14 protein-coding genes and 1 tRNA gene are annotated in these 17,724 nt (G+C 69.7%); 11 read left to right on the forward strand and 4 right to left on the reverse strand.

Translation table 11 applies throughout. The features are described from left to right. Window positions 1–10 precede the first annotated feature (10 nt). Window positions 11–2,206, reverse strand: coding sequence for a serine/threonine-protein kinase (locus DRV85_RS00120; protein WP_113287407.1), 2,196 nt, complete (start codon window positions 2,204–2,206; stop codon window positions 11–13). A gap of 34 nt (window positions 2,207–2,240) precedes the next feature. After that, entirely contained in the window at window positions 2,241–2,798 is a 558-nt protein-coding gene (locus DRV85_RS00125) for an OmpA family protein (protein ID WP_233495353.1), read from the reverse strand. Window positions 2,799–2,938: 140 nt separating this feature from the next. On the opposite strand from DRV85_RS00125, the gene DRV85_RS00130 reads away from it, so the two are divergent. Both DRV85_RS00130 and DRV85_RS00135 read left to right on the forward strand, forming a co-directional pair. Beyond that, complete coding sequence (locus DRV85_RS00130; protein WP_113287409.1) at window positions 2,939–3,826, forward strand: M15 family metallopeptidase; 888 nt, start codon at window positions 2,939–2,941, stop codon at window positions 3,824–3,826. A gap of 102 nt (window positions 3,827–3,928) precedes the next feature. Continuing rightward, a complete protein-coding gene (locus tag DRV85_RS00135; protein WP_113287410.1) occupies window positions 3,929–5,425 on the forward strand; it encodes a caspase family protein in 1,497 nt (498 codons plus the stop codon). Window positions 5,426–5,585: 160 nt separating this feature from the next. On the opposite strand, the gene DRV85_RS00140 is transcribed toward DRV85_RS00135, so the two are convergent. After that, window positions 5,586–5,659 (reverse strand) — tRNA-Cys (locus DRV85_RS00140). A 140-nt stretch (window positions 5,660–5,799) separates the two neighbouring features. Here DRV85_RS00140 and DRV85_RS00145 point away from each other — a divergent pair. From DRV85_RS00145 to DRV85_RS00155, 3 genes are all read left to right on the forward strand, one after another. Then, a complete protein-coding gene (locus tag DRV85_RS00145; RefSeq protein WP_113287411.1) occupies window positions 5,800–6,453 on the forward strand; it encodes a protein-L-isoaspartate O-methyltransferase family protein in 654 nt (217 codons plus the stop codon). Window positions 6,454–6,524: 71 nt separating this feature from the next. Further along, complete coding sequence (locus tag DRV85_RS00150; RefSeq protein ID WP_233495354.1) at window positions 6,525–7,955, forward strand: TolC family outer membrane protein; 1,431 nt, start codon at window positions 6,525–6,527, stop codon at window positions 7,953–7,955. Between the two features lie 89 nt (window positions 7,956–8,044). Further along, window positions 8,045–9,130 carry a hypothetical protein gene (locus DRV85_RS00155; RefSeq protein WP_113287412.1) on the forward strand — a complete coding sequence of 362 codons (1,086 nt, stop codon included), beginning with the start codon at window positions 8,045–8,047 and terminating at the stop codon, window positions 9,128–9,130. Between the two features lie 93 nt (window positions 9,131–9,223). Here the strand turns inward: DRV85_RS00155 and DRV85_RS00160 are convergent, their stop codons facing one another. Then, window positions 9,224–9,556, reverse strand: a complete 333-nt coding sequence (locus tag DRV85_RS00160) for a DUF6280 family protein (protein ID WP_113287413.1) — start codon at window positions 9,554–9,556, stop codon at window positions 9,224–9,226. A 212-nt stretch (window positions 9,557–9,768) separates the two neighbouring features. Between DRV85_RS00160 and efp the strand changes: the two genes are divergently transcribed. From efp to DRV85_RS00190, 6 genes are all read left to right on the forward strand, one after another. Further along, complete coding sequence (gene efp / locus DRV85_RS00165; protein ID WP_113287414.1) at window positions 9,769–10,332, forward strand: elongation factor P; 564 nt, start codon at window positions 9,769–9,771, stop codon at window positions 10,330–10,332. Between the two features lie 24 nt (window positions 10,333–10,356). After that, window positions 10,357–11,130, forward strand: a complete 774-nt coding sequence (locus DRV85_RS00170) for a DeoR/GlpR family DNA-binding transcription regulator (RefSeq protein WP_113287415.1) — start codon at window positions 10,357–10,359, stop codon at window positions 11,128–11,130. A 76-nt stretch (window positions 11,131–11,206) separates the two neighbouring features. Further along, window positions 11,207–12,019 carry a TIGR00282 family metallophosphoesterase gene (locus DRV85_RS00175; protein WP_113287416.1) on the forward strand — a complete coding sequence of 271 codons (813 nt, stop codon included), beginning with the start codon at window positions 11,207–11,209 and terminating at the stop codon, window positions 12,017–12,019. Beyond that, window positions 12,016–12,951, forward strand: a complete 936-nt coding sequence (locus DRV85_RS00180; protein WP_113287417.1) for a DMT family transporter — start codon at window positions 12,016–12,018, stop codon at window positions 12,949–12,951. Before DRV85_RS00175 ends, DRV85_RS00180 begins: the two co-directional genes overlap by 4 nt. 24 nt (window positions 12,952–12,975) lie before the next feature. Further along, window positions 12,976–14,748 (forward strand): SLC13 family permease, encoded by a 1,773-nt coding sequence (locus tag DRV85_RS00185; RefSeq protein WP_113287418.1) that lies wholly within the window; start codon window positions 12,976–12,978, stop codon window positions 14,746–14,748. 64 nt (window positions 14,749–14,812) lie between these two features. Further along, window positions 14,813–17,134, forward strand: a complete 2,322-nt coding sequence (locus DRV85_RS00190; RefSeq protein ID WP_113287419.1) for an ATP-dependent helicase — start codon at window positions 14,813–14,815, stop codon at window positions 17,132–17,134. Window positions 17,135–17,724: the final 590 nt, after the last annotated feature.

The raw sequence follows: 17,724 nt of genomic DNA on the forward strand, positions 1-17,724 counted from the left end.
CGCGCCCGCTTCAGGGTTCCGCGGTGGTCAGGATGCGGCTGTCCAGGGTGCGGATCGCGCCGTCGAGGTTCCCGAGCGCCTCGGCGAAGCCTTCGGCCGACTCCATGGTGGGACGCAGCCCCGAGAAGATCGGCGTCTCGGAATGCAGAACGAGGATGCGCGTCTTGCCGAGCGCGGTATCGTCCACGACGAAGGCCAGCCTGCGCCCTCCGGCCTCTTCCGCCTCGTCGAGCGAATAGGCGACGCGCAGCTCGACCGGCCCCCCGCGGCCGTCGCGCAGGCTCTCCACCGAATTGTCCTTGCGGTTGAGATTGGGCAGCATGTGAAAGACGCGCCCCGACACGTCGAGCGCAGAGACGAAGAGGTAGCCGGTCGTGACCTCCGCCGGGATCGTCACGTCGATGACCGGGTTCTCGCCCACCAGATAACGGCCGGCGACGTTCTCGCCCGGCTGGCCGCCCCAGCCGAAGTCGATGTCGAAGTCGCCACCGGGCACTTGGGGCAGGGCGCGGTCCACGATGCAGAGGCCGGGATTCAGGATGGTGACGCGCGGCACGATGCGTCGCTCTCCGGCCGCAGCGGAAAGCGCGCGCCCCAGCTCCGCCCGCGTGGCTGCGGAGGCGACCTGTCCGGACACCACGATTTCGGCGCCCAGTGGATAGCCCGTCGACGGGGGATCGACCTGCCGGAGCGGGCCGCAGTCCTCCAGCGGCGTGATCACCTCGTTCACCCGCGCCGGAGACAGGATGCGCGGCCCCGCCAGGATCTGCACCTCTCCGTCCAGGGCGCCGGGCATCCCGTCCTGCGACAGCCGCCGGGTCAGGCGCGCCTTCTGCTGGGTATCCTCGGCCAGGCCGGTCAGGCGCACGAAGTCGTCGCGCGTCTCGATCCGCCATTCGGGCAGATCCTGCACGAGGTCGATCAGGGCCAGCAGGTCCGCGCCCCATGTCTGGGAGATCGCGCCGCGCGCCAGCGTGAGATCCGCCGTGCCGCCGAGCGCCGCGATGCGCTCGGCGAGCGCATCGCGCACGTCGGGGCTGGGAACGAAGCCCGTCGCGCGCGCCTCGCCCGCGCCGGTCTTCTCGGCCGTCAGCGTGAAGGGCGTGGCCTCCGCGTAGCGCGGTCCGAAGGGCGCGCCCCCTGTCGCCACCCAGAGCGCGCCGCCCGCCACCAGCAGGAGCGCGAAGAGCGCGGCGATCAGGCCGCCGCGGCGTCGCCTGCCGGCGTCGCCTGCGCGCGTCGCGGCCGGCTGCGGGGGCGGCGTCTCGCGATCCGGCGGGGCGGCCGGCGGCACTGTTCGGCCTGCGCCGGGCGGGTGCGTCTTCGGGCGGGGCGGCGCGATCACCGTGCGTTCGGGGTCGATGTCGTCGGTCTGATCGCCGGCCGCCAGCGCTCCGAGCACCTCGCCCGTCGTCTGGAAGCGATCCGCCGGATCGGGTGCCGTCATCCGGTCGATGAGCCCCTTCAGCGGCTCCGGCACGCCCGAGGTGTCCAGCGGCTCCGCCTTGATGCGCACCACGTCCGACAGGTTGTTGCCGATGTCGGGCGGCTTGCCGCGGTAGGTCGCCAGCAGCAGCGCGCCCAACGCATAGATGTCCGAGCGCGCATCCGCCTGGCCGGCGAGCTGTTCGGGCGCCGCATAGGCGAACTTGCCCGCGAAATCACCGCCCACGATGGTCTCTGCGCCCGGATTGGCATCCTTGGCGATGCCGAAGTCGATAATGACCGCATCGGCGGGATCGCCGTCGCGCAGGATGATGTTGTCGGGCGAGAGGTCGCGATGCACGATCTGCCGCGCGTGGGCCGCGCCCAGGCCTTCGGCCACCCGCCGCGCGACCGTCAGAAGATCATCGGCCGACATCCCGCCCTGCGCCAGCTTGCGGTCGAGACCGGGGCCGTCGACATAGTCCATCACCAGATAGACGAGGCCCGAATCCGTGCGCTGGTTGTCGAAGTAGCGCACGATCGCGTCGTGCCGGATCTCGCGGATGTCCTCCTCGCGCGTCATCAGCGCGAGATAGTCCTCGTTGCTGGAGAACTCGGAGCGCAGCACCTTGAGCGCGACGACACGGCCCGAGATCTCGCTGCGCGCCCGATAGACCTCGGATGTGCCGCCCCGGCCGAGAATGCGCTCGATCCGGTAGGTGTTGTTGAGCAGGTCGCCCGGACGAAAGGTGTCGCCGGGTTTCGCCTCTCCGGCGCTCATGGCCGCGCCCCGGCTGCGAGGCGCCCGCCCTGCGTCATCCCAGCGCCTGGAACTCGACCCGCCGGTTCACATCCGCGCGGGGGTCGTCCTCGTCGTAGGGGAAGCGCTCGCCGACCCCGACGGCTTCGAGCCGCATCTCGTCCATGCCGCATTCGCGCACCAGGAACCGCTTCACCTCGACCGCGCGCAGCTCGGACAGACGCTCGTTGTACGCAGCCGAGCCGGAGGCGTCCGTGTGCCCGATGATCCGCAACCGCTGGACATCCGCCGCCGCGACGGCGTTGCAGAGCGCCTCGAGCTTCGGTTTCTGGTCCTCGCGCAGCGCCGCGGAGTCGAAGTCGAAGACGATGTTGACGTTGACCTGCTCGTCCTTCGGCAGCTCCGTGAGGCTGACCTCGGTCGCGGCGTCGGGCTGCTCCGCCGTGCCCTGGCTGACCGGCGCGATGGCGAGGCCGCGGGTCTTCTGCTTGGAGAAGGCCTCGGTCATCTCGGCCTCGGTCATGTTCGTCTGCGCCTGGACGACCGACGGCAGGGCGAGGCAAGCGGCGCAGAACGCGGCGCGGATGATATGAAAGGCGTGAAGGCTGGACATGGGCATCTTTTCCCTTGGTCACTCTGCAGGAAGATAGACCATTTGCCGGGGCTTTGCCAAACCTCTCCTGCCTCTCGTCGATTGACTTGGCGCGCTTCGCTGCGCACACTTTGGCCGACCGGACATTGCCTCTGGGTCTGATGCGCGCCATCCCTGTCATCGTCGCCGCGATCGCGTTGCTGGCCGCGCTGCTGGTCTGGCTGCTTTATCAGCAGCTGAGTCCCCCGCGCAGCGATCTGCTGTCCGAGACCGGCACCTCGGTGGACAGCGCCGCGCGCATCGAGATCGAACGCCTGCGCCAGCAGATCGAGGCCATGCAGGAACGCGACGACGCCCTGCAGGAGCGTCTGGGCACCATGGAGGAGGAGCTGCGCCAGCTGCGTGACGAGGTGCGTGCCCGCACCGACCGGGTGGACGGGCGCCCCGGCGGGCACCCGCCGCTCGACTCGGGCGCTCTGCCCTCCGGGCCCAACACGATTGCGGACGCCTACGCCGAGGTGGTGCTGATTGCCGACCGGCGCAACGTGAACAAGGGCCTCACCGTGGCGGGCCCCCGGTTTCTGGAGAGCTTTCTGGGACGTCCGCGCGAGCAGCTGAGCGACCGCTGCGAGCCGATGACCAACCCGGCCCTCAAGGAGCAACTCGTACTCGAGAATGTCGGCCCCATCCGCGTGCACATGTTGCGGCCGGCGGTCGAGAGCCTGCGGCGTGTCTTCGAGAAGGTGCGCCGGACCGACCCCGACCTCTACGATCGCATCAATTCCTCCGGGTCGCTCTGCGTGCGCCAGATCCGCGGCACGCGGGGGCGCACTTCGACCCACGCCTTCGGGCTGGCGGTCGATCTGAACATCGACGGAACGCTCGATCTTTTCGCGGACGGGCGCACCCAGATGGGTCTCACCATCCTCGCGGATTTCTTTCACGAGGAGGGCTGGGTCTGGGGCGCCGGTTTCGGACGCGAGGATTCGATGCATTTCGAGGTGAGCCGTCAGCAGCTCGAGAGATGGCGCGAACAGGGGCGCATCTGATCGGCGCTCCGGGGGTGACGTGGCACCGCCGCAGAGTTGCCGGCCGCCCGGCGCCTGTGGTTTAGTGGAGGCGCGGAAGTTCTCGCTGCGAAGGCCTGTCCGATGCGCGCGCTCGTATTCGTCCTGCTGCTGATCCTTCCCGGGATCGCCGTCGCCGCCGACCGGGTCGCGCTGGTGATCGGGATGAGCGACTATCGGACGGTGGTCGATCTGGACAACACGCTGAACGACGCGCGCGATATCGGCGACACGCTCACCCGGATCGGCTTCGAGGTGACGACCGTTCTGGATGCCGGCGGCGCGGAGTTCCGAGACGCGCTCGACGCCTTCGCCTTCCGCGCCGAAACCGCTGATCTGGCGCTCGTCTACTTCGCGGGCCACGGCGTCGAGGTGCAGGGGGAGAACTATCTCATCCCCGTCGATGCCGACGTGCAGTCGAACCGCGACATCCAGCGCCAGAGCGTTTCGCTCGACATGCTGCTCGCCGCGGTCGACGGCGCGCGGAAGATGCGCATCGTCATCCTCGACTCGTGCCGCGACAATCCGTTCGGCGACGTGCTCGATCTCGCGGCGCTGCGCGAGACCGAGGCGCGCGCAGAGGCGGTCCGCAGCCTCGGCGGCGGCGGCGCGGGCCTCGCCCCGCCGTCGCCGGACCGCGGCACGCTCGTGGCCTTCGCCGCGAAGGACGGCGAGAAGGCGCTGGACGGCAGCGGCGACAACAGCCCGTTCGCCATCGCGCTCATGGACGCCCTGCCGCAGCAGGGGCTGGAGATCAGCCTGATGTTCCGCAAGGTGCGCGACCGCGTGCTCGAGATGACCGGAAACCGGCAGGAGCCGCATACTTACGGCTCGCTCTCCGGCACCCCCTTCTACCTCGCCGGGCCCGCGAACGGCGTCGCGCGTATTGCGGCGGAGGATCCCCGCGTGGCCTGGTCCGCCATCGAGCCCGACCAGCAGGAACGCCTCGCTTCGCTCGCCAGCCAGGGCGACACCCGCTCGATGCTCGGGCTGGCCTACATCCATCTCAATACGGCGGATCCGCGCCATGACCCCGCCGAGGCGCGCGAGCTGCTCGAGCGGGCGTCGGCGGCCGGCTCGGCCGAGGCGCAATTCGAGCTCGCGCGGATGTTCGAACAGGGCGTCGGCACGGAGCGGGATATCGACCGCGCGCTCGCGCTCTACCGCGCGGCCGCCGAGCAGGGCTTCCCGGACGCGCTCAACGATCTGGGATTCCTGCACTATCAGGGCGAGCACGGGCTGGCCCGGGACGTGCCGCGCGCGCTGGAGCTTTTCCAGAAGGCCGCCGACGCCCGCCATCCCGAGGCGATGTTCAACGTCGCCGCGCTGATCGACGACGGCGTGATCGAGGGGCGAGGCCCCGAGGACGCGGCGCGTTATCTCTACCGCGCGCTCCGCTCCGGCCACTCCGAAGTCTACGAGATACTTCGTGAGCGGCCGGAGATGTTCAAGCTGGAGACACGCAAGGCGCTGCAGCGCGAACTGCGGCGATATGCGCTTTACGACGGCGCGATCGACGGCGATTTCGGCCCCGGAACGCAGCGCGGACTCAGCCGCGCCTACGGCGAGACGGCCGGCTGAGCGGTGACGCACCCGGCGCCGCAACGCCCCTGTGCACCGGGAGCAAACTGCGTCCCCAGCCCGCACCGCACCGCTCCGTAGGTGCGAGAGCGGCACCTGCAGGGACCGTCACGCGGGAGACGGCCTCTGTCCATGGTCATCGGTGTCATCGGGGGAGGCCTGGAGGCGAGTACCGGAATCGAACCGGTGTAGACGGATTTGCAATCCGCTGCGTAACCACTCCGCCAACTCGCCTCAGCAGCCCGGCGGGGATAGCTCATCTTGCGCGGTGCCGCAAGAGCACAGGCGCGCGGAGGCGCGGTCGAGGCGCATTGCCGGGGGCAGGGGCTTGTGGCAGATTGCGCGCGACAGATGCCAAGCACCACAAGGCCAGCATGACCGATTTCGCCGCCCGCCGCGTGACGATGGTGGACACCCAGATTCGTCCCGCCGACGTGACCAAGTTCCCCGTGATCGAGGCGATGCTCGCCGTCCCGCGCGAGCTTTTCGTGCCCCAGGAGAAGCGCGAGGCGGCCTATGTCGGCGACAACATCGAGTTGGGCGCCGACCGCGTGATCCTCGAGCCGCGGACGCTGGCCAAGATGCTCGACGACATCGACGTGCAGCCGGACGATCTCGTGCTCGATATCGGCTGTGCCTACGGTTACTCGGCGGCCGTCGCGGCGCATCTCGCCGAGGCGGTCGTCGCGGTCGAGGAGGACGAGATGCTCGCGCAGGAGGCGCAGGCGCGGCTCGCGGAATACGGTGCCGACAATGTCGCCCTGCATCAGGGGCCGCTCGCCGAGGGCGCGGCGCGGCATGGACCCTACGACGCGATTCTCGTGCAGGGCGCGGTCTCGCGGCTGCCCGGCGCGCTCGTCGATCAACTGAAGGAGGGCGGGCGCATCGCCTGTCTGTTCGACGACGGGCGGCTCGGCACCATGCGCATCGGCTACAAGATCGACGGCGCCCTGAGCTGGCGCTTCGCCTTCAACGCCGGCGCGCCCGTTCTGCCGGGCTTCGAGCGTCAGACGGAGTTCACCTTCTGAAGGGCGGGCGTCCGAGCCGTCCCGCCAGGATATCCTGCGCGACACAGCCAGTGACGGTGGAAAGGATACGAATGGGACAGTGGAGAGCGGCGCGGCGGATCATGGCGGGCCTGCTGATCGCGGCGGCGGGCGCCGCAGCTACGATCGCGCCAGAACGCGCCGCGGCGCAGACCCTGGGAGACACCCTGGCGCGCGCCTATGCCAACAGCGGTCTGCTCGAGCAGAACCGCGCGCTCCTGCGGGCGGCGGACGAGGACGTGGCGCAGGCGGTGGCTGCCCTGCGCCCGGTGATCAGCTGGTCCACGCAGGTGACCCGGCAGTTCGGCGAGCGGCGGTCGGCGCAGACCTTCAACCAGGTGCAGAGCTTCGCATCCACGGATCTTTCGGTCGGGGTGGATCTGGAGTGGCTGCTCTATGATTTCGGCCGCTCGCAACTTCAGGTCGATGCGGCGAAGGAGACTGTGCTCGCGACGCGGGAGCGGCTCGTCGCGATCGAGCAGCAGGTGCTGCTGCGCGCCGTGCGCGCCTTCATGGCCGTGCGCCGCGAAAGCGAGAACGTGGCCCTGCGGGAAAACAACGTCCGTCTCATCACGCGCGAACTGCGCGCGGCCGAGGATCGCTTCGAGGTCGGCGAGGTGACGCGCACGGATGTCTCGCTGGCCGAGGCGCGGCTCGCCGGTGCGCGCGCCAATCTGGCCCTGGCGCAGGGCAACCTGGCGCAGGCGCAAGAGGAGTTCCGGGCGGCGGTCGGCACAAGGCCCGGCGCTCTGGCGGAGCCCGGCCCCGTCCCCCAGACGGTCTCGAGCGTCGAGCAAGCCCGCAGGATGGCGATGCGCAACCACCCCGAGATGCGCGAGGCGCAGCGCCAGGTGACCGCGGCCGAACTGCGCGTGGCGGTGGCCCGCGCGGCGATGAAGCCGAGCGTGACGCTGGGCGGGCGCCTCTCCGTCAACGAAGACCTCGAGAACCGCGACTATACCCACAGCGGCCAGGTGTCGCTGGGCGTGGGCGGGCCGATCTATCGCGGCGGCCAGTTGTCCGCGCTGTTGCGGCAGGCGCAGGCGAACCGGGATGCCGCGCGGGCCAATCTTCTGGTCGTGAGCGACCGTCTGGCGCAGCAGGCCGGCGACGCCTGGGCGCAGCTGCAGGTGGCGCGCGCCGCGCGCGAGGCGAGCTTGCGGCAGATCCGCGCGGCCGAAGTGGCCTTCGAAGGCGTGCGGGAGGAGGCGCGGCTCGGCGCCCGCACCACGCTCGACGTGCTCAACGCCGAGCAGGAACTCCTCGACGCGCGTGCGACGCTGATTTCGGCCAGTGCCGACGAGTACATCGCGGCCTATTCGCTGCTCTCCGCGATTGGGCTGATGACGGCGGATCACCTCGACCTGTCCGTGCCCCGCTACGATCCGTCCGAATACTACAACCTCGTGAAATCCGCGCCTGCGGTGAACAGCGCGCAGGGCAGGGCGCTCGACCGCGTTCTGGAGTCGATCGGCCAGGACTAGCGCGGCCCGCTTCCCGGCGGCGCTCCGTGTTGTGCTGGGCCGGCGCTCCGGCTAGACTTTGCAAGAGGCAAGAGCGGCAAACAAACCATATGTCCGATCCCGTGTCCCAGTCCGAACTCGAGGACGTGCTCGCCGCAATCCGTCGGCTCGTGTCCGAAGAGCGCGACCATCGCTCCGCGGGCGCGGCCCCCGAGGAATCGGCGGCGGCTCGGGATAAGCTCGTGCTCACGCCTGCACTCAGGGTGCAGAATGGCGCGGCCCGTGCGGATCTGGATCAGCATCTCGACGAGGACGACGACGAGGACGAGGGCGCGGCGGCGGCCGCGGAGCCTCAGGTCTCGGCGCTGTCGGTGTTGCAAGGGCTCGCCTTGCATGCGGCCGGCGAAGGGCGTGACAGGGACATCGCCGGTGGGGCGGCGGCTGGCACGGCCGGAGCGCAGGATGAGCACCCGGCCGACACTGACGAAGAGCCTTCCGTGGAGCGCGCGCCTGAGGGTCCGGATACGGCTGACGACGCGTTGGCGGCGGCGGACGAGGCGGAGATCGGCGCGCCGGAGGACACGAGCGCCGCGCAGGGCGCGCGTGGCGAGGACGCCCGCGCGGAGATCGAGGACCTGGCCGAGGTCGACGGCGCGCCGGAAATCCTGACCGCCTGGAGCGCCGCCGAGCCCGGCGAGGACGACCTGAGCGACCGCGCGGGCCTCGCGGAGGCTGAAGCGACGCCCGCCGACGACCGCCCGACCGAGCTTGCCGCGTCCACGGACGCGGAACCGGAGCCCGAAGCGGCGGCGCCCGCCGACGGCAGCCTCGGCAGCCGCACGGCCTCGCTCGAGAGCAAGATCGCCGAGCTCGAGGCGATGGTCGGCATGAGCGGCGGCGACTGGGAGCCCGACGGCGGAGAGAGCGCGGCGTCCCCGGAATCAAGCTTGTCTCGGGAGTGGGACGAGGAGCCGGAGCCGGACGAAGACGGCGGGTCGCCGGCCGCCGCGGGGGTCGAGAGCGACCGGCTCGAGTTCGAGGAGACGGTGCTCGACGAGGAGATGCTGCGCGACATGGTCGCCGAGATCGTGCGGGCCGAGCTGCAGGGTGAGCTTGGCGAGCGCATCACGCGCAATGTCCGCAAGCTCGTGCGCCGGGAAATCCACCGGGCGCTGGCGGCGCAGGTCTTCGACTGACTCTCGGACGGCACGCCAGACGCAGCCGACCCGGCCGCAACGAAAAAGCGCGCCCGTGACAGGCGCGCCTTTTCGGTTCCGGACGGTGGCCCGTCAGGCGGCTTCGGAATGCACTCCGGCAGCAGCCGCAGCGTTGCGGCGCTCGCTCTCTTCGCGCGAGAGCGCGACCGAGGTCCGCACCCCGCGCGCGACGAACTCCATCAGGCCCTGCACGACGCGCTCGGTCGGATCGATGCCGGCACAGCTCAGCACCTCGCGCCCGTCGCGCGACCGGGCCCAGCGGGCGATCTGCTCCGGGCCGTTGCCGTACTTCTTGTCGTCCGCGATGGCGTCGTCCAGCGCGGCGAGCACGACGGCGGCGAAGAGCTTGCGCGCACGGTTGCCCTGCTCCGCGTTGAACGCCGTGCCGTCAACGAAATCCTTCATCTCGTCGTCCTTGTTATTGCTCTTGCATGTGGCGTGCGGCCGGTTATGGCCTAATCGGCTCGATTCGGATACATCGTCGATGCAAGCCTGTTATGCCGCTGGCGCATGGCTCGCCGCACATGCAACACGAAATACGCCGGGTTGCCAGCGCACTGTGCGCGAGATATAGGAACGGCCGCATCTCGATCAACCATTCGTCAAGGTTTCGTCTCATGCCCCGCATCAACGGCAACGAAATCCGCCCCGGCAACGTTCTCGAGCACAACGGCGGCCTCTGGGTCGCGGTGAAGGTCGACCACGTGAAGCCCGGCAAGGGCGGCGCCTTCGCCCAGGTCGAGCTCCGCAACCTTCGTAACGGGTCAAAGCTCAACGAGCGGTTTCGTTCCGCCGACAAGGTCGAGCGCGTGCGGCTCGAACAGCGCGACCAGCAATTTCTCTACGAAAACGACGGGATGCTGGTCTTCATGGATGCCGACACCTTCGAGCAGATCGAGCTGCCGGCCGAGATCCTCGGCGAGCGGCGCCCCTTCCTCAAGGACGGCATGACCATCGAGGTGGAGTTCTACGAGAACGAGGCGCTGAACGCCTCGCTGCCGCAGAAGGTCACCTGCACCGTCGAGGAGACCGAGCCGGTCGTGAAGGGGCAGACCGCGGCCAACAGCTTCAAGCCGGCCGTGCTCGACAACGGCGTGCGGATCATGGTCCCGCCCTTCATCGCGCAGGGCGAAGAGATCGTGGTCAACACCGAAACGATGGAATACGCCGAGCGCGCCTGAGCGCGGCTCGGGCGAGGCGGCGCCGTGTCCAGCAGCTTCCGCCACGGCGACATCCTCGACATCGCCCGGCGCGAGGGCAAGGTGACGGTCGAGGGGCTGGCCCGGCGCTTCGGCGTGACGGTGCAGACGATCCGGCGCGATCTCGCCGATCTGGCCGAGGCGGGAAAGCTCGAGCGCGTGCACGGCGGCGCTGTGCTGCCCTCCGGTATCGCCAACATAGGCTACGAGGAGCGCCGCGCGCTCAACGCCGACTCCAAGGAGGCGATCGGCGCGGCCTGCGCGGCGGCCATACCGGAGGGTGCTTCCGTCTTTCTCGCCATCGGCACGACGACCGAGGCGGTCGCCAGCCACCTTCTGCGGCACCGCGACCTGATGGTGGTCACCAACAACCTCAACGTCGCCAACATCCTCATCGCCAATCCCGACTGCGAGATCGCGGTGGCCGGCGGTACGCTGCGCCGCGCCGACGGCGGGCTCGTGGGCCCGCTCGCCAGCCGGGCGGTCGCGGAGTTCAAGGTGGATATCGCGGTGATCGGCTGCTCGGCGCTCGACAGGGATGGCGACATGCTCGATTTCGACATCGCCGAGGTCGAGGTCAGCCGCACCGTGCTGCGCCAGTCCCGCCGCCGCGTGCTGGTGGCGGACGGATCGAAGTTCCGCCGCTCCGCGCCGGCCCGGATCGGCGCGCTGACCGAGCTCGACGCCGTCTATACCGATGCGCCGCTGCCGCCCGCGCTCGCCCGCCGGGCCGCCGAGGCGGGGACCGAGGTGATCTGCGTGCCGCATCCGGCAGGCTGAAGCCGCAGGGCCATGGGCCAGCGCGGCGCGCTTTCCCCCTTGCCGACCCGACCCGCGCGCCCTAGGCCCAAATCCCATGAGGATTCTGTTTCTGGGCGACGTGGTGGGCCGCTCGGGCCGCACCGCGGTCATGGAGCGGCTGCCGAATCTGCGCGCGGACTGGCGGCTCGATTTCGTCGTGGTCAACGCCGAGAACGCGAGCCACGGCATGGGGCTCACCGGCGATCATGCGAAGCTCCTGCTGGGCGCAGGCGCGGATGTGCTCACACTGGGCGATCACGCCTTCGACCAGAAGGACATGCTGAGCTACATCGACAGCGAACCGCGGATCCTGCGCCCGCTGAACTACGCGCCCACAGCCCCGGGGCGGGGCCACGGCGTCTTCGAGGCCACGCAGGGCCGAAAGGTGCTGGTCGCGCAGGCGCTCGGCCGCGTGTTCATGAACCGGCCCTTCGACGACCCCTTCTCGGAGATCGACCGCGTGCTGCGCGCCCACCCGCGGGGCGGCATGGTGCAGGCGGCGCTGGTGGACATGCATTGCGAGGCGACCTCGGAGAAGATGGGGATGGGCCATTTCTGCGACGGCCGGGCGAGCCTCGTGGTGGGCACGCATACCCATGTCCCCACGGCCGACGCGCAGATCCTGCCCGGCGGGACGGCGTATCAGTCCGACGCGGGCATGTGCGGCGACTACAATTCCGTCATCGGCATGGACAAGACCGAGCCCATGCGCCGCTTCGTGACGGGGATGGGCAAGGGCCGCTTCGTGCCGGCCGAAGGCGCGGCGACGCTCGCCGGCACCTATGTCGAGACCGACGACAGGACCGGGGCGGCGACGCGCGTGACGCCCGTGCGGCTCGGCGGCCGTCTGGAGGAGACCGCCCCGTGAGCCGGGCCGAGCGCTGGGGCCTCGTCGCGGTGCTCGTGGCGCTCGGCGCGGGCTGGGGCATCACGCAGCCGCTGGCGAAGATCGCGGTGACAGGGGGCTATCGCCACTTCGGCATGGTGTTCTGGCAACTCGCGCTCGGTGCGGCCTTCCTTGGCGCAATCTGCCTCGCGCGTGGGCGGGGGCTCCCGCTCGGGGCGCGGCATCTGAGGCTCTACGCCGTGCTCGCGCTGATCGGCTCGGTGGTGCCCAACGCGGCGAGCTATCAGGCGGTCGGGCACCTGCCCGCAGGCGTCATGTCGATCCTCGTCTCGCTCGTGCCCATGTTCGCCTTTCCGATCGCGCTGGCGCTCGGCATCGACCGCTTCTCGGCGCTGCGGCTCGCCGGTCTGGCGGCGGGGCTCATGGGCGTGATGCTGATCGTGGCGCCCGAATCCGGCCTGCCGGATCCGGGGATGATCCTCTGGGTGCCGCTCGCGCTGGTCGCGCCGTTCTTCTACGCGCTCGAGGGCAACTACGTCGCCCGCAACGGGACCGAGGGGCTCGACGCGATCCAGACGCTCTTCGGCGCCTCGGTGATCGGCACGCTGATCGCCGCGCCTCTGGCGATATCCTCGGGACAGTGGATCGACCCGCGCCCGCCCTGGGAACTGCGCGACGCGGCGGTGGCGGGCATCGCCGTCGTCCATGCGCTGGTCTACGCGGGCTATGTCTGGCTGGTGGGGCACGCAGGCGCCGTCTTCGCGGCGCAGGTGGCCTATCTCGTCACCCTCTGGGGGGTGCTCTGGGCCAAGCTGCTGCTGGGCGAGGCCTATTCCGGCTGGGTCTGGGCGGCGCTGGCGCTGATGCTGGCGGGGCTCTTCCTCGTGCAGCCGCGGCCCAAGGGCGTGCTTGCGCCGGTCGCGCCGCTGCCGGATACTGCCCGTCGGAGCTGACCTCCGGGGGCAGATGTGACAGGCATGTTCGAGCTCGGCCAGACGGGCGAGGCGATCCTTGCGCTCTGCGTGCTGGTCGCGATGTTCGCGCTCTTCGTGCGCGAGGTCTATCCGACCGAGGTGGTGGCGATCGGCGGCGTCGCCGTGCTTCTGGTCACCGGCGTCCTGCCCTACGAGGCGGCGCTGGGCGTGCTGTCGAACCCGGCGCCCTGGACCATCGCGGCGATGTTCCTCGTGGTGGGGGCCTTGGTGCGCACCGGGGCGCTCGACGCCTTCACCACCCTCGCGGACCGGCGGGCCAAGTCCAATCCGCGCCTCGCCATCCTGATGCTGATGACCTTCGTCGTCGTGGGCTCGGCGGTGATGAACAACACGCCGGTGGTGGTGGTGATGATCCCCGTCTTCGTGCAACTCGCCCGCAGCCTGGGCGTGCCGGCGTCGAAGCTTCTGATCCCGCTTTCCTACGCCGCCGTGATGGGCGGCACGCTCACGCTGATCGGCACTTCGACCAATCTTCTGGTGGATGGCGTGGCGCGCGCGCAGGGGCTCGCGCCCTTCACGATCTTCGAGGTCACCCCGCTTGCCATCGTTCTGGTCGCCTGGGGCATGATCTATCTGCGCTTCGTTGCCGTGCGCTTCCTGCCCGATCGGGACAGCATGGCCGACCTGCTCTCGGACCGGTCGCGGATGAAGTTCTTCACCGAGGCGGTGATCCCGCCCGAGTCGAACCTGATCGGCCGCGAGGTGTTGGGCGTGCAGCTCTTCAAGCGCGAGGGCGTGCGGCTGGTGGACGTGATCCGCGGCGACGAGTCGCTGCGCCGCAACCTCGAGGGCGTGACGCTTCAGGTGGGCGACCGGGTGGTGCTGCGCACGCAGATGACCGAGCTCCTCTCGCTGCAGCGCAACAAGTCCCTGAAACGTGTCGATCAGATCTCGGCGAAGGAGACGACGACCGTCGAGGTGCTCATCACCCCCGGCGCGCGGATGGTGGGCCGCCGGCTGGGCGATCTGCGCCTGCGGCGGCGCTACGGGGTCTATCCGCTGGCGGTGCACCGGAGAAACCAGAACATCGGGCGCAAGATCGACGACCTCGTCGTGCGCGTGGGCGACACGCTGCTGCTGGAGGGCGCGCCCGAGGACATCAAGCGCCTGGCGCAGGAGATGGGCCTCGTGGACGTCTCGCATCCCTCCGCGCGCGCCTTCCGCCGCAGTCACGCGCCGGTGGCGCTGGCCGCGCTGCTGGGCATCGTGGGGCTCGCCGCGCTGGGCGTGGCGCCGATCCTGCTGCTGGCGGTGGTCGCGGTGGCCGTCGTGCTGCTGTCACGCTGCATCGACGCCGACGAGGCCTTTTCCTTCGTGGAGGGGCGGCTGCTGGCGCTGATCTTCGCCATGCTGGCGGTGGGCGCCGCGCTGGAAAGCTCCGGCGCGGTGGCGCTCATCGTCGACGCCGTCGCGCCCTGGCTGGCCGGTCTGCCTGGACCCCTGGTGATCTGGGCCGTCTATCTGCTGACCTCGGTGCTCACCGAACTGGTGTCGAACAACGCCGTCGCCGTGGTCGTCACCCCCATCGCCATCGGGCTCGCGCAGGCGATGGGGATCGACCCCCGGCCGCTGGTGGTGGCGGTGATGATCGCGGCCTCTGCGAGTTTCGCCACCCCCATCGGCTATCAGACCAACACGCTGGTCTATGGCCCGGGCGGCTACCGCTTCACCGACTTCATGAAGGTGGGCATTCCGCTCAACCTCAGCATGGGCGTGCTCTCGGCGCTCATCATTCCGCTGATCTGGCCGCTGTGAACGGGGCGGAACATTAACCGAACATGACCTTTCCCCGCCCGCCCGCCTGCGCTACATTGCGGCCATGAGCAGCGCCCCCGGACCGTCCCTGAGCCAGCGCGCCGTCTCGGCGCGCGCCGCCCCCTATCTCGACGAGCTGAACCCGGCGCAGCGCGCCGCGGTCGAGGCGCTGGACGGCCCCGTGCTGATGCTCGCGGGGGCGGGCACCGGCAAGACCAAGGCGCTGACCACCCGCATCGCGCATCTGCTCAACACCGGGCGCGCGCGGCCGAACGAGATCCTGGCGGTGACCTTCACCAACAAGGCCGCGCGCGAGATGAAGGCCCGCATCGGCCGCCTGCTGGGCGAGGCGGTGGAGGGAATGCCGTGGCTGGGCACCTTCCATGCGATCTGCGTGAAGCTGCTGCGCCGGCACGCGGAACTGGCTGGGCTGAAGTCGAACTTCACCATCCTCGACACCGACGATCAGATCCGCCTGATGAAGCAGCTCATCCAGGCCGAGAACATCGACGAGAAACGCTGGCCGGCCCGCCAGCTCGCCGGGATCATCGATCACTGGAAGAACCGCGCCTGGACGCCGGACAAGGTGCCCGCGGCCGAGGCCGGCGCCTTCAACAACCGCGGCACGGAGCTCTACGCGCTCTACCAGGCGCGGCTGAAGGAGCTGAACGCCGTGGATTTCGGCGACCTCTTGCTGCACATGGTCACCATCTTCCAGACCCACGACGACGTGCTGGAGCAGTACCGCCGCTGGTTCCGCTACATCCTGGTGGACGAGTATCAGGACACCAACGTGGCGCAGTATCTCTGGCTGCGCCTGCTCGCCGGCGGGCATCACAACATCTGCTGCGTGGGCGACGACGACCAGTCGATCTATGGCTGGCGCGGGGCCGAGGTGGGCAACATCCTGCGCTTCGAAAAGGACTTTCCGGGCGCGCAGGTGATCCGGCTGGAGCAGAACTACCGCTCCACCCCGCATATCCTCGCCGCCGCCTCGGGCGTGATCTCGGCCAACCGCGACCGGCTGGGCAAGACGCTCTGGACCGAGGCGGACGAGGGCGAGAAGGTCCGCCTGATCGGTCACTGGGACGGCGAGGAAGAGGCGCGCTGGATCGGCGAAGAGATCGAATCGATGCAGCGCGGCACGCGGGGGATGCGGCCCTTCTCCCTCGACGAGATCGCGATTCTCGTGCGCGCCAGCCACCAGATGCGCGCCTTCGAGGACCGGTTTCTCACCATCGGGCTGCCCTACCGCGTGATCGGCGGCCCGCGCTTCTACGAGCGGATGGAGATCCGCGACGCGATGGCCTATTTCCGCCTCGCCGTCTCGCCCGCCGACGACCTCGCCTTCGAGCGGGTGGTGAACACGCCGAAGCGGGGCCTCGGCGACAAGGCGCAGCAGAAGATCCAGGTGGCGGCGCGTGCCGCTGGCGTGAGCCTTGTCGAAGGCGCGAAGCGGCTGCTGGCCGACCGCGGGCTTTCGGGCAAGGGCGCGGCGGAACTGGCGAAGCTTCTGGACGGGATCGACCGCTGGGGCCGGATGGCGGGCGAGCCGGAGATCAGCCACGTCGAGCTCGCCGAGATCATCCTCGACGAATCCGGCTACACGGCGATGTGGCAGAACGACAAGTCGCCCGAGGCGCCGGGCCGGCTGGAGAACCTCAAGGAGCTCGTCAAGGCGCTGGAGGAATTCGAGAACCTCACCGGCTTTCTCGAGCACGTCAGTCTCATCATGGACAACGAGGCCGAGGGCGAGGGCGAGAAGGTCAGCGTGATGACGCTGCACGCGGCCAAGGGGCTGGAGTTTCCGGCCGTCTTCCTGCCGGGCTGGGAGGACGGACTCTTTCCCTCGCAGCGCGCGATGGACGAGTCCGGCCTCAAGGGGCTCGAGGAGGAACGCCGCCTCGCCTACGTGGGCATTACCCGGGCGGGCGAGCTTGCCACGATCTCCTTCGCCGGCAACCGCCGCGTCTATGGCCAGTGGCAGTCGCAGCTGCCCTCGCGCTTCATCGACGAACTGCCCGAGGAGCATGTCGAGGTGCTGACGCCGCCGGGGCTTTACGGCGGCGGCTACGGCGCGGCCGCGCCGCGCGGCATCGAGGTCGCGGCCTCGCGCGCCGATGTCTACAACTCCCCCGGCTGGAAGCGGATGCAGGCCCGCGCTGGTGAGCGGCCCGTGAGCCAGCCGCGCGAGTCGCGCCACAGCGTCATCGACCTCGAGGCCGTCGCCGCCTACGCCGTGGGCGAGCGGGTCTTTCACCAGAAGTTCGGCTACGGCGCCGTCACGGCGATCGAGGGCGACAAGCTCGAGGTCGAGTTCGAGAAGGCGGGATCGAAGAAGGTGGTCGCGCGCTTCGTCACCGCGGCGGACGACATTCCCTTCTGACGCCCGGTCCGCCGGACACGGCAGGGCCAAACGCAAAAAGCGGCGGCGCCCGGGAGGAGGTAGGCGCCACCGCTCTCTGTGTCGAAACGCCCAGGGAGGAGGAGAGCGCTTCGGTCCGTTCCGGGACGGCTGGCGGCCGCCCCGTGCGTGTTTCGGCTGCAGCGCCAGGGAGGAGGAGAGGCGCTGCAGCCCTGATAACGGGACACCAAGGGAGGAGAAGGTGCCCCGAACCATGTGAGGCGGGCCATCGGCCACACCTTCGAAGAAAGTGCGGCGGCGCCAGGGAGGAGGAGAGGCGCCGCCGCGAGTGACAGAAAACCCAGGGAGGAGGAGAGGGCTTTCTGAACTCTTGCGCAGAGCCGCCGGATGGCTTGGCCCGCGCTGTTGCCTTCATAATTAGGCGAATGCTGCAGCTGCACAATGCTCGGCTGCGCAATGCTGCTTTGCAGCAAATGCATATGCCTTGCTGACCTATTTTTTGGCGCCCTCGGGGCGTGATGACCATTTCCGCGGCGCCCTGTGAACGGGATGCCGGCCTGTTGGCCGCGGTTGCGCGAAATGCGCGCACCCGCACTCGAGGCGGCCCGTCT

The sequence above is a fragment of the Rhodosalinus halophilus genome, from assembly GCF_003298775.1.
GTDB classification, from domain to species: Bacteria; Pseudomonadota; Alphaproteobacteria; order Rhodobacterales; family Rhodobacteraceae; genus Rhodosalinus; species Rhodosalinus halophilus.